This window comes from Enteroscipio rubneri (genome assembly GCF_002899715.1).
GTDB lineage: Bacteria > Actinomycetota > Coriobacteriia > Coriobacteriales > Eggerthellaceae > Enteroscipio > Enteroscipio rubneri.
In genome coordinates, this window is the sequence record NZ_PPEK01000001.1 from 533,441 (window position 1) to 545,600 (window position 12,160).

A 12,160-nucleotide genomic window follows, 5' to 3' on the forward strand; every position below is an offset into this window, starting at 1 on the left:
GTGATGCTACTCCGTGCGCATCGCCGGAAGGATCTCGAGCCAGCACCCGTCGGGATCCTCGATGAAGTAGATGCCCATGCGCTCGTTCACGAAGCACACGCAGCCCATGTCTTCGTGCAAGGCGCGCGCCGCGTCGATGTCGTCCACTTCGAACGCAAGGTGTGTGTCGCGTCCACCGTTGTCGTAGGGCTCGGTGCGCCCGCGGTTCCACGTGAACTCCAGCTGAAAGTCGGTCTCGTCGTTGCCGATGAACACGTTCTCCCACGAGCCATCGTCGGGCCCCATGCGACGCTGCACCTTAAGACCGAGCGCGCGCTCGTAGAATGCAAGCGATTTCTCTTGATCGAGGACGTGAATGCACTCGTGTATCATCTTGGCTTTCATGGTAGCCTCCTTCAGCGTGCCCTTGCGCTTTCTCGAAGGCAGTATACCCGACGCTACGGCCGCGCACCATGGGCTCCCTCCGCCTCGGCCGAATGTGCGGCCGCCGTCTGCTAGACTGGGTTGCGGAGAAAACCAGCAGGTGATCGGGCAGCCGCCCTTCGCCGCCCAGATGGCGACACGGTGGCGCAGCTGCGCATTGGAGGGACGATGAGCTTCGAAACCATGTTCTCGCCTATCGAGATAGGCTCTATGACCGTGAAGAATCGCTTCGTGGTGCCGCCGATGGGCAATAATTTTGCAAACACGGATGGCACCTGGTCGGAACAGTCCATCGCCTACTATGCCGAGCGTGCCCGGGGAGGATTTGGGCTGGTCACGGTTGAGGCGACCGTTGTGCATGAGGGAGCGAAAGGCGGCCCGCGCAAGCCGTGCCTTTACGACGACGGTTCAGTCGCCAGCCTGTCCCGTATCGCCGAGGCGTGCCACGCGCATGGCGCGAAGGTGTCGGTGCAGCTGCAGAACGCCGGTCCCGAGGGCAATGCCAAGAATGCCGGTGCGCCTCTGCAGGCCGCTTCGCCCATCCCCTCCGCCTGCGGGCGCGACGTGCCCCGGGAGGTACCCGCCGAAAAGGTGTACGAATTGGTACGGGGCTACGGCGATGCGGCCGAGCGCGCTCTCCGTGCTGGTGTTGACGCGGTTGAAATCCACATGGCGCACGGATACCTGGTGGGTTCGTTCATCTCCCAGCGCACGAATAAGCGCGTTGACGAGTTCGGCGGCAGCTTCGAGAACCGCATGCGGTTTCCGCGCCTCATCGTCGAGGAAGTTCGCCGCCGCGTAGGCGACCGGGCAGCCGTCATCGCCCGCATCAACGCGAGCGATGAGATGCTTGGCGGCCTGGATGTGCACGATGCAGCCGCCGTCGCCTCGTATCTGGAGGCCTGCGGCGTAGCGTGCTTGCATGTCTCTCGCGCCGTCCACATCAAGGACGAATACATGTGGGCACCTACCGCCGTCCATGGCGGCTTCAATGCCGACTTGGTGAGCGAGATCAAGCGCGCAGTGCATGTCCCCGTCATCGCGGTGGGTCGCTTCACCGATCCTTATTATGCAGAGCTTCTGGTCAGAGAAGGACGCGCCGATCTTATCGCCTTCGGCCGCCAGTCGTTGGCTGATCCGCATCTCCCATTGAAAACAAAGAAGGGATGCTCGGAGGACGTTGTCCCCTGCATCGCATGCCTGCAGGGCTGCGTGGCCCGCATGTACCGCGGTGAGCCCATACGCTGCCTGGCCAACCCGCTTCTGGGCCATGAGGCGGATCCTCCGTTGCAGGCAGCCTCCCCGAAGCGCGTCGTGGTGGTCGGCGGGGGCCCCGGCGGCCTGTGCGCCGCGTTCACTGCAGCCGAGCGTGGCCATAGCGTCGTGCTGTACGAGCGGAGGTCGACGCTGGGCGGTGGCATGCATACGGCCGCCTATCCCCCCGGAAAAGGCGATATCGCCGGCATGATCCGCTCCTACATCGTTCGTTGCGGCAAAGCCGGCGTGACGTTCAAGATGGGCTGCGAGGCCGATGCAGCCGTCGTGAGCCGAGAGCGTCCCGACGTGGTCGTCGTGGCCACCGGCTCCCGTCCGCTCGTGCCTCCCATCGAGGGCGCCAACAATCCTGCTGTCATCGCGGCCGAGGATCTGCTGGAGGGCAGATGCACGGCGGGGAGGAAGGTACTCGTCGTCGGAGGGGGCATGGTTGGCTGCGAGACGGCCGATTTCCTCGCCGAACTCCAACATGAGGTGGCCGTCGTCGAATACCGTGACTCCCTGGGCGCTGATATGGCGGAGGAGCATCGCAAGCTCCTCATGCGGGATTTTGCCGAATACGGGGTGCAGCAGGTCGTCGGGGCGAAGGTGCGCGCGTTTCTCGCTGACGGCGTTGCGTTCGAGACGTCGGATGGGCGGCGATGCGAGCTGCGCGGGTTCGACTCGGTCGTGCTCGCCATGGGCTATGTCGGATACGATCCGCTGTCTGCCGAGCTCGTCCGAGCGGGTTTCGATGTTCGCATCGTGGGAGATGCCGTCGAGGCGCGCCGCGCTCTCGATGCAACCAGCGAGGCGTTCGAGGTTGCCGCATACGACGCGGTGCTAGCGTAAGGGCGTGCGGAGGGAGCGCCTTGTCTTCGGCGCCCTCTCCCGTGCCCGTTTCCTAACGGTTTCGCTGCGGTTCGTCGTCGGATTCGCGGCATGCCGTGCTTTCCGTATACAACCTAACAGACAGGCGGTTGCCGCTTTCGCGGCCGCATCGCCTCTTCGGCGCTCGATACGAACGCGGTGTGTTCGCGTGCGTTTGTTCGCCGCTGTAACCCGTTGTGCAGGGAAAGGATGCTATGGAATCCGAGCATGCGCGTGCCGAATGCACGCCCTATATCAGTGCGCAGGGCCTTGGGCTTCGAACCTACGCTGGATACGTGTACCGAGACGTCGACGTGGACGCACGTAAAAGCGAGGTTACCGCGGTGCGGGGACGAAACGGAAGCGGGAAAACGGCGCTTCTGCTCACCCTGGCGGGACGCATGAAGCCTACGGCGGGAACGCTTCGCGTGGGCGGCTTCGAGCTGCCGCGCGAGCGCGCCAAAGCCGAGCGCCACGTGGGCCTCGGTCTGTTCAAGGGGCTCAACGACCTGCAGGAGAACCTGAGTGCGGCCCGCGCGGCGCAAGCGGAGTTCGAGCTGCACGGGCTGGACTCGCGCCGCGAGTCGGCGGACTATCTTCGAGCCTGGGGCCTGGCGGATGTCATGGAGATTCGAGTCAAGGACCTCACCTCGGAGAAGCTGGCGCAGCTGGGCATCGCGCTCGCGTTCGTCGGCGAACCCGATGCCGTGGCGGTCGACGATGTGGAGGACCAGTTGACCACGTCACAGTCTCGGGGATTGATGGAGCTGCTCTCCCGTGCGGCGCGCGAACATGATGCAGCCGTGGTGGTGGGCGTGGTGGAACGCGAACTGGCCTGTCGAGCGGATGCGTGCGTGTACGTGGCGAAGGAGGGCGAGTGACCATGGCGTTCAAAGGCCTGCGATTCGCCGGCTTGGAATGGAGCAATCTCGCGGCGTCGAAGGTGATGTGGGTGGTCATTGGGGCGATCGCCATCATCCCGCTTCTGTACGGTGCGCTGTACTTGGCTGCGTTCCAAGACCCGTACAGCCGTTTGGACTCGCTTCCCGTCGCGGTGGTGAACGAAGACGAAGGCGCGGTCATCGCGGCCGAGAACCGAAACCTCGGCGATGACGTGGTGGATGATCTCAAGCGCACCGACAATGGGCTAGGCTGGCATTTCGTGTCGGCCGACGAGGCGCGGGCGGGTCTTGAGGACGGCACATACTTTATGACATGCACGATTCCGTCCGATTTCTCCGCGAGCGCGGCATCGGTCGATGGTGACGCGCCGCGCCGGGCGCAGCTCAAAGTGACGTACAACGAGAGCGAGAACATGCTGGCCTCCCAGATCGGGCAGACGGTATGGAAAGAGGTGCGCAAGCAGGTGAGCGATACGGTGGCTGCCGAGTACTGGACGACAGTCCTGAGCCGCGTGGCCGCCTCGGGCAGGGAGATACGGACGGCCGCCGGCGGGGCGGCCGATCTGGAACGGGGCCTCGCAACGGCGCAGGAGGGCGGTCTGACGATCGCGACGGGACTCGGCGTGCTGGACGACGGCGCGCTTGCGCTCGAGCGCGGCCTCAACGTATTGGCAAACGGCGCGCTCGAGCTTTCGTCGAAGGGTGGCCGGCTGGCGAGCGGGGCCAACGATCTCGCGTCCGGCACAGCTGCGCTCGAGCGCGGCGCAGATGCGCTTGTTGCGGGCACGGCAGGGAACTCGGCGCTCGGCAGCGGGGCTTCGGATCTGTCGGCCGGACTCAATGCGCTCGAAGCCGGGACGGTCGGGCTTCCGGGCGAGACGAAGAAGCTGCGCGACGGGGTGGCCGACCTCGTCGGCTCGCTGCGGGGCGCATTGGACGGCGATGGCACCGCGGCGAACCCGGGTCTCGTGGCGGGCTCGCAGGATGTTGCAGCCGGCGTCGCCGCTCTGGCCGATGATGCTGCGGGATTGCCCGCAGCCAGCAGAGGCGTGTCGTCGGCTGCGCGCGCATCGGGCGACCTTTCGGATGCTCTCGCCGGGCTCCAGGCTCAGGCGCAGGAAGCTGCGCGATCGGGCGATCAAGCGGCGATGGAAGCCGCGCTGGACGAGATCGGCACCGCGCTTGGAACGGCCGGTCGGGAGGCCGACTCGATCAGGATCGGTCTCGATGCGGTCGAGGGATCGACGCAGAGCGGATCGGGCCTTGCTGCAGCCGCCGCTTCCATCGGCGCGCTTTCGTCGGGCGCATCGGATGTGAGCGGCGGTTTGGCCCGCATGCAGCAATCGCTTTCGGCGGACGATCCGGCTGTCGACGGCTCGGTCGCCCAGCTGCTGCGCGGCATGGATGCGCTGGTGGCCTCATCGCAAGAGCTGGCCGATGGCATAGGCGCTGCGGCGACGGGCGCCGATCGGGTGCGAGGAGGCGTTCGGGAAGCGAACGCAGGCGCTTCGAGCCTTTCTCAGGGCGCGGCCACGGCCGCTGCAGGTGCATCCGAGTTGGCTGATGGTGCGTCGGCCGCCGTCGACGGCGCGGGGCGGCTGGCCTTAGGCGCGCAGTCGGCCGACGAGGGGTCGGCGCGGCTCGCATCAGGCGCCGGTCAGCTTCAGGAGGGTTCCTCCGCGCTCGTCACGGGGTTATCCGATGCCGTGGACGGCTCGGGTGAGCTGGCCGCGAAGCTCTCGGAAGGGGCCGATGAGGCCGCGCGTCAAACGACGGGTATTCCCGCGAAGGCTGCGGCTATGAGCGACCCGGTAGAGCTCGCAAACGACTACTACACGTTCGTCGAAAACTACGGAACCGGCTTCGCTCCGTACTTCATGGCGTTGGGCCTGTGGGTGGGTGCGCTTGTCGCGGGCTTCGTGTTCAAGCCGCTCAACGGCAGACTCCTTCTTGCGGGTGCGAATCCTGTCTCCGCCGCGTTTGCGAACTATCTGCCAATGGCGGTCTTCTCGCTGATCCAGGCCACGCTGCTCATGGTGGTGCTGCAATACGGGCTGCAGCTGCAGATCGACAACGTGCCAGCGTTTTACGCGGTGGGCTATCTCACCTCGCTCGTGTTCGCGGCCATCATGCAGCTGCTCATGGCGGCGTTCGGTTTCCCCGGCAGGTTTCTGGCCATCATCCTGCTCATGCTGCAGCTTACAACCTGCGCCGGCACGTTCCCCATCCAAACGACCCCAGGTTTTTTCCAGGCGGTGAATCCCTATCTGCCCATGACGTATGTGGTCGAGGCCATGCGCCAGATCATGACGGGGCTCGATTACGGCGTCGTGGCCTTCGCCTGTCTTGTGCTTGCTGGTTTTGGTGCGGCGTGCTTCGCGCTTACGAGCATGGTCGCGTGGCGGAAACGCACCGTGCGCATGGATGATCTGCACCCCGTGCTGCGACTGGGGTAGGGTGCGCCTGCCGCTTGCTCCGAGGTGTCGGCAAAGATGCATTTATTGAGCGGATTCGCGACTTCATAGGACGTACGGCCGGACGCTTCGGCTTGTTGTTTTACTATGGTATCGCCTGCAGAACGAACGGACGGCGTACGGTTGCGCGGCGGATTTCCGCTGATCTCCCAGCTGGGTCTGGACGGTCTTCTTTTCGGTACGGGCCCGCTTCTCCTGCCCCGTCCGCGTCCGGATGCGACGAGCACGTGTACGCAGATGAAGCCAACGACGCGAAGGAACTCACTATGTGCGGTATCGTCGGATATACAGGATCGCGCCCTGTGAAGGATATTCTCATTTCTGGTCTCGAGCGGCTCGAGTATCGTGGCTACGATTCGGCTGGAATAGCGGTCGAAGAAGAAGATGGGCTGCAGATCGTCCATCGTAAGGGCAAGGTGGCGAGCCTTGCGCACACCGTCGACCATTTCGATTTTGCGGGCACGTGCGGCATCGGCCATACGCGCTGGGCCACCCACGGACGACCGAGCGAGGCGAATGCCCATCCTCACGCGTCCTGCGACGGGCACATCGCGGTCGTCCATAACGGCATCATCGAGAATTTCACCGAACTGCGCGAGGAGCTTGAGGCCGAAGGCCACGCCTTCACGAGCGATACGGATACCGAGACCATCGCCCATCTGGTTGAGGAGCTGTACGAGGATGATTTGCTTGAGGCCGTGCGCGAGGCTACACAGCGGTTGATCGGCGCGTACGCCATCGCGGTGATCAGTGATCGGGAGCCGGGTACCATCATCGCGGCCCGCAAGGATTCTCCGCTTGTGGTGGGGCGGGGGACTGACGGCTCGTTCGTGGCGTCGGATATCATCGCGCTGATCGACGACACCCGCGACGTCGTGATGCTTGGAGACGGCGAGATCGCCAAGCTCCGACCGGATTTCATCGATTACTACAATGCGTACGGTGAGCGGTTCGTTCCGCAGACGACGCATATCGACTGGGATGTCGATGTTGCCGAGAAGGGCGGTTACCCCGACTTCATGATGAAGGAGATTCATGAGCAGCCGCGCGTCATACGCGATACCCTGTCGGGCCGTCTTGCGGACGGTCGCCTGTCCATCGACGAGTTGGATCTCACTCACGAGGAACTCAACCTCATCGACCGCGTGTACGTTATCGCCTGCGGCACAAGCTACCATGCCGGGCTCATAGCGAAGAACCTCATCGAAGGATGGGCGCGTATCCCCTGTGAGGTGGAGGTGGCGAGCGAGTTCCGCTACCGCAACCCCATCATCACGCCTACGACGCTCGTGGTGGCTGTGTCGCAGTCCGGCGAGACGGCCGATACGCTGGCTGCCATACGCGATGCGCGTGTAAAGGGTGCCAAGGTGTTCGGCATTACCAACGTGGTGGGCTCGCCCGTGGCGCGCGAGTCGGATGGCGTGATCTACACGAAGGCAAATAAGGAGATCGCGGTCGCATCCACGAAATCGTTTTTGGGTCAGGTGGTGTCACTTACCCTGTTGGCGTTGCTGCTCGCCCAGGTCAAAGGGAAATTCAAAACAAACCAGGTGCGCCTCTTGTTCCGCGAGCTGGCGGACACAGCGGAGCAGGTTGAGCACATCCTATCGGATACGGCCGCCATCGACGAGGCAGCTTGCGCATGCAAGGATGCGAAGAGCGCGCTGTTCGTAGGCCGCGGCATGGGAGCGGCCATCGCGAACGAGGGCGCGCTCAAGCTCAAGGAGATCAGCTACCTGCACGCCGAGGCCTATCCAGCCGGCGAGATGAAACACGGCCCCATTGCGCTCATCGATGAGGGTTTCCCGGTGATTGCCGTGGCCACCAAGAGTCCCGTCTACGACAAGCTTGTGTCGAACCTTCAGGAGGCGAAAGCGCGCGGCGCGATGGTGGTGGCTGTTGCGACCGAGGGCGACGAAGATATCCGCGCCCATGCCGACCACGTCATCTACATTCCAAAGGTGCGCGATGCGTTCAGCGCCATCACGGCAAGCGTGCCGCTGCAGCTGTTCGCGCGCGCCATCGCCATCGAGCGCGGCTGCGACGTGGATCAGCCGCGCAACCTGGCGAAATCGGTGACGGTAGAGTAACGCGCTTCAACGTGCGAGTGCGCAACTGCTCCGGAAGTGTCCGGCCGCTCGGGCGGTCCCGGGCTCGCACGGAAGCTCCGCAGGAGATTCCGACTCGTGCGGCACTCGTTTGGCGGGTGCTTCCGGTGTCGAGGATTTCGCCGGATTGGACAGGGAGAAGAGAGAGGGTTTGCCTGTGAGTGAGAATGTCATCCCAGGCATTCGGCAGTCCGCCGGACCGCCGAATGCCGAGCACCGCGAAGCGGGGCGCAGGGGGCTGCCGTTAAGCGGCAGCGGATCGAAGGACCTGGGGACCGGCGAGGACTCGCAGGAGGGCAGTGCAGAGGACCCCGGTGCCGAAGCGTTTCCTGCCGCCGAGGGGCAGGTGGGGCTGGGGGTGGACATCGTGGAGATCGCGCGGATGAGGCGCATCCTCGAGCGCACGCCGAGCTTCCGTACACGCGTGTTCTCGGAGAGCGAACGCGCGTATTGCGACGGCACGGCCAATCCTGAGGTGCACTACGCCACCCGCTTCGCGGCCAGAGAGGCCGTGCTCAAGGCGCTCGGCACGGGCTTCGCGGAGGGCATCGGCGTGCGCGATGTCGAGGTGCGGCGCAACGCGAAAGGGCGCCCCTATGCGGTGCTCACGGGTCGCGCGAAGGCGATCGCGGCGGAGCGAGGCGTACGGGAGCTTCCGCTTTCGCTATCCTATACGCATACCGACGCGGTGGCATGCGCCATGGCCATCACCGAAGACTCCGTGCGCGCCTCGGAGGGGCGCGTCGACCCCATGGAGGAACTCGCGCGCAGGTTTAAGGAAGCCCGCAGTCTTCTCGACGAGATGGAAGCCCCCAAGCCCGCCGTCGACTGACCGACGGCGGGCGGCGGCTTTGGCCTTCTGACCGAGCGCATGTTCGATCTCGGATCGAGTTCGAACATGCGCCTCTCGCAGGTCCAAGCGTCCTCGACCTTCAAACGCCTTTCTAGCGCCCTTGCCCCAGCCGTGCCCCCCGATCACGTCGCTCGCCTGCCGGCCGAGCAGTTTCGGCCAACTGGGCGCACGCAAGCGCAGCTCCAACCCCTCATTCTGCAAGAAAAACGAGGTATGGGAAGCCATGCGGAGGAAGAGTTGTGTTTCTTGCGCAAGTGAAAACTTCTGAACTGGGCTTATGCCGAACGGCCGCCGGCGGCTTGCGCTCGAACCTCATGTTTTCAATCTCGGATCTTCCCATACCTCTATTTTCTAGCAGAAAACGCAATTTCAGCCGCGCCGGTCCCGGAGTATCGTCCTTGTTGCGGTCAAGTGCGGGGTTTGCAAGGTCCGAGCAGGATGGCGCGCAGCTCGAGTTGTCGTTCGGTGAACTTCTTATCGCGCTTGGGAAGGCGTTCGCCTAGATGTCGCGCTATGACTCTGGCGAGCTTGTCGAATTCGCGCAGGTTGTAAACTTGGGATGCCGTGACGGTGATGACGGTCACGCCCATCGCAGTCAGCTCGTCGCGCCTCTTCGAATCCTTCGACAATCGATGCGCGCCCGTATGGCAGAGGTTGCTCTCGTACTCGACGGCGAGATGCGCCTTTTCCCAGTACAAATCGCATTTGTAGAACGACTGGCTCGCGAGGCCCCTCGTGCGCCTGGTCGGATCGATGCGCTTATTGAGCTGCGGAAACGAAAGCGAGTTCCCGCCCATCATGGCGGGCAGGTCCAAGAGCATGGCAAGAGTCGTCTCCATTGATGACGCGGAGTCGGGCAGCACGTAGCGCAGCGCCCTCCTCGTTTGGACGATACCGTCCATGCCGGCCGCTCGTTGTGCGTATGCCTTCAGCTTCGCGACGGTGGTGAGAGGCGGAAGGTCGTAGCCTTTGCCGATGCGGTATGACCCGCAGAGTTCATGTCCTATGCTCACCTGGTCGGGAAGGGGATGGGAGGCTGCCAGCTGGGTGAAGCAGAGCTCCGGCGATGCGACGAAGAGCTCAGTGCCGGCGTGCAAGAACGAGCCTCGCGGCAGCGGGGCGTTGCGCGTGTGGTATACGGCCCAGCCAGTGCTCGGGCGCTTCTCCAGCCGGTCGACGAGCAGGTGTACGGGAAGCGATAGCCCGCATGACTTTCCGAGGCGCAGCGCCTGCTCGTAATCCGCGCAGCATCCTGCGACGAGCGATCGGGATGCCTGGGGGCGCGAAGATCGCTCCGCGCTGGTTGAACGCAGGTACTCGAGTGCGGTGTCGTGGCTGAGGACAAGTTTCATGGTGAGAATGTATCATAGGTTTGAACTGGGAACATATAGAATTTTCGAGTGCTGGATTCGCATCGGAGCCGCATTTTGCCCTCATTGGATTCGCGCTGGAAACCCGCTTGGTTCCCGCCGGATCGGCGTTTGGCTTTTGTCGGGAATCTGTCGGCTTCGCTCTGAAAACGAAAGAGGGTCCAGTCTTGTTTCTCCATGCAGCCTCCCCTCGACCGCGCTACAATAGCGCGAAACCACGACGAAGGGCGGTTTCCATGGCCGATGTTCGCTCATACACGTCTGACGAGTTGACGGCGCTTCTGCCTCTTCCGGAGCGCGAGGCAAACAAGTACACGCGAGGCGTGCTGTTCGCGGTGGTGGGGAGCGCTCAGTATCCGGGTGCGGCCTGCCTTGCGGGAACGGCCGGTCAGCGGACGGGCGCAGGATACACGCGTGTCACCACGGCGCCCGAAGCGGAGGATCTTGTGCGCTCGTGCAGCCCATCGCTCGTCGTGCGGTCGTTCGAAGGTCTGGCCGCCGCCGACCTTCCCGTCGCGCGGGACGGTCATCCGGCCGCGTGCGTTGTGGGTTGCGGCTTCGATCCCAACGACGAGAAAAGCGCGTCGCTGGTTCATTTGGTGCTCAAACATGCGGCTGCTCCCGTGCTCGTCGACGGTGGCGCGCTGCAGACGCTTGCGTCGTCGAAGGGACGACGGCTGCTCAGACGGCGGTTTGTCAACGGATGGCCAACGGTGGTCACGCCCCACGCAGGCGAAGCCGCACGGCTTGCGAAGCCCTTTGATTTACCCGTGGACGATCATGCCGAACTTGCCCACGCGATTGCACTCGCCTACGGCGTGATCGCCGCAGTGAAGGGTCCGGAGACGTTTGTATCCGATGGAGAGCAGATCGTGCGCATGGCCGAGGGTACGCCGGCGCTTGCGAAGGCCGGGACGGGGGACGTGCTGGCCGGCATGGTAGGCGCGCTGCTCGCGCAGGGGCTCGACCCGCTCGATGCTGCCGTGCTTGGCGCGACGCTCCATGCGCGGGCCGGCCGCGCTGCGGAAGCGCTCATGACGTCCATCGCGACGACGGCGGAGGACGTGATCGACGCCATCCCTGCCGCCCTCCGCTCGTTCTAGATGCGCGGTCGGCGAGCAGGATCCGTCGGTCGGCGCGCAGGCTGCGCCTGCGCGTTCTGGCGTGTAACAATGCGGAAACAGATCATTGTACGTCGGCGCGCGAACCGTCGGCGCGGTACAATCTCAGGATCGTTTCCCGACGGAACGCGGGCGGCAAAAGGAGCGCGCTATGGACATGACGAAGAAACATGACTGGGGCTTGATCATCGCAGGCATTCTGCTTGTGCTCTGCGCTTTGCTGTTCCTGATTGCGCCGAGTCTCACGCTCGTCACCATCACGGCCATCGCCGGGGTGGCGTTCCTCGTGTCCGGCATCTTCGACATCGCCAACTATGTGCGGTTCCGCTCCACCATGAGCCTTTCGGGCTGGGCGCTTGCGTACGCCATCCTCGACATCATCATCGGGCTCATGTTCCTGATCCACCCGCTCGCCTTTTCGGCGGTCATTCCCTGGGTCGTCGGGGCCTTCTTCATCGTGTTCGGCGTATTCGAAGCCATTGCCTCGTTCAAGATCAGGAATGCGGGCGCGCAGTTGTGGGGCTGGATGCTGTTCTCGGGCATCGTGAGTGCGCTGTGCGGCCTGACGTTCTTCATCGTGCCGGCGGCCTTCAGCATCTTCTTGTCGGTGTTTATTCTTATGCGCGGCGTGTCCATGCTGTTCTACGGTTGGAGTACGGGGCGTGCGATGATGGTGTAGCCGTGTGTTCTGACGGGCGCGAAGGGCTGGATCGTTCGCTGAACCATGATCCAGAGCGTTACATTCATCATGCTCGTGTTAGAATGCTCGCAAGACGACAGGCCCC

9 protein-coding genes are annotated in these 12,160 nt (G+C 63.9%); 7 read left to right on the plus strand and 2 right to left on the minus strand.

Annotated features, from left to right (window positions below; all coding sequences use genetic code 11):
• Positions 1-6: 6 nt before the first annotated feature.
• A complete protein-coding gene (locus C2L71_RS02215; protein WP_103264133.1) occupies positions 7-384 on the minus strand; it encodes a VOC family protein in 378 nt (125 codons plus the stop codon).
• Between the two features lie 207 nt (positions 385-591).
• On the opposite strand from C2L71_RS02215, the gene C2L71_RS02220 reads away from it, so the two are divergent.
• The 5 genes from C2L71_RS02220 to acpS all read left to right on the plus strand — a co-directional run bounded on the left by C2L71_RS02220 (position 592) and on the right by acpS (position 8,863).
• The gene (locus C2L71_RS02220) at positions 592-2,529 is read left to right on the plus strand and encodes an oxidoreductase (protein ID WP_103264134.1); all 1,938 of its coding nucleotides are present in this window, start codon (positions 592-594) and stop codon (positions 2,527-2,529) included.
• 233 nt (positions 2,530-2,762) lie between these two features.
• On the plus strand, positions 2,763-3,428 hold the full coding sequence (locus tag C2L71_RS02225) for an ATP-binding cassette domain-containing protein (RefSeq protein ID WP_103264135.1): 666 nt from the start codon (positions 2,763-2,765) through the stop codon (positions 3,426-3,428).
• Positions 3,429-3,430: 2 nt separating this feature from the next.
• Positions 3,431-5,905 (plus strand): YhgE/Pip domain-containing protein, encoded by a 2,475-nt coding sequence (locus C2L71_RS02230; RefSeq protein ID WP_103264136.1) that lies wholly within the window; start codon positions 3,431-3,433, stop codon positions 5,903-5,905.
• A gap of 284 nt (positions 5,906-6,189) precedes the next feature.
• The gene (gene glmS, locus C2L71_RS02235) at positions 6,190-8,013 is read left to right on the plus strand and encodes a glutamine--fructose-6-phosphate transaminase (isomerizing) (protein ID WP_103264137.1); all 1,824 of its coding nucleotides are present in this window, start codon (positions 6,190-6,192) and stop codon (positions 8,011-8,013) included.
• Positions 8,014-8,188: 175 nt separating this feature from the next.
• Complete coding sequence (gene acpS, locus C2L71_RS02240) at positions 8,189-8,863, plus strand: holo-ACP synthase (protein WP_239926235.1); 675 nt, start codon at positions 8,189-8,191, stop codon at positions 8,861-8,863.
• A gap of 428 nt (positions 8,864-9,291) precedes the next feature.
• Here the strand turns inward: acpS and C2L71_RS02245 are convergent, their stop codons facing one another.
• Positions 9,292-10,236, minus strand: coding sequence for a hypothetical protein (locus C2L71_RS02245; protein ID WP_103264138.1), 945 nt, complete (start codon positions 10,234-10,236; stop codon positions 9,292-9,294).
• A gap of 254 nt (positions 10,237-10,490) precedes the next feature.
• Here C2L71_RS02245 and C2L71_RS02250 point away from each other — a divergent pair, with 254 nt between their 5' ends.
• Positions 10,491-11,357, plus strand: coding sequence for an NAD(P)H-hydrate dehydratase (locus tag C2L71_RS02250; RefSeq protein WP_103264139.1), 867 nt, complete (start codon positions 10,491-10,493; stop codon positions 11,355-11,357).
• 169 nt (positions 11,358-11,526) lie between these two features.
• Positions 11,527-12,054 carry an HdeD family acid-resistance protein gene (locus C2L71_RS02255; protein ID WP_103264140.1) on the plus strand — a complete coding sequence of 176 codons (528 nt, stop codon included), beginning with the start codon at positions 11,527-11,529 and terminating at the stop codon, positions 12,052-12,054.
• The last annotated feature ends 106 nt before the right edge of the window (positions 12,055-12,160 follow it).

Excerpts from the sequence above, each read along its gene's own strand:
- C2L71_RS02215 (WP_103264133.1), bottom strand. The coding sequence starts at position 384 with ATGAAAGCCAAGATGATACACGAGTGCATTCACGTCCTCGATCAAGAG.
- C2L71_RS02255 (WP_103264140.1), top strand. The coding sequence starts at position 11,527 with ATGGACATGACGAAGAAACATGACTGGGGCTTGATCATCGCAGGCATT.
- C2L71_RS02230 (WP_103264136.1), top strand. The coding sequence starts at position 3,431 with ATGGCGTTCAAAGGCCTGCGATTCGCCGGCTTGGAATGGAGCAATCTC.
- C2L71_RS02245 (WP_103264138.1), bottom strand. The coding sequence starts at position 10,236 with ATGAAACTTGTCCTCAGCCACGACACCGCACTCGAGTACCTGCGTTCA.
- C2L71_RS02250 (WP_103264139.1), top strand. The coding sequence starts at position 10,491 with ATGGCCGATGTTCGCTCATACACGTCTGACGAGTTGACGGCGCTTCTG.
- C2L71_RS02220 (WP_103264134.1), top strand. The coding sequence starts at position 592 with ATGAGCTTCGAAACCATGTTCTCGCCTATCGAGATAGGCTCTATGACC.
- C2L71_RS02225 (WP_103264135.1), top strand. The coding sequence starts at position 2,763 with ATGGAATCCGAGCATGCGCGTGCCGAATGCACGCCCTATATCAGTGCG.
- glmS (WP_103264137.1), top strand. The coding sequence starts at position 6,190 with ATGTGCGGTATCGTCGGATATACAGGATCGCGCCCTGTGAAGGATATT.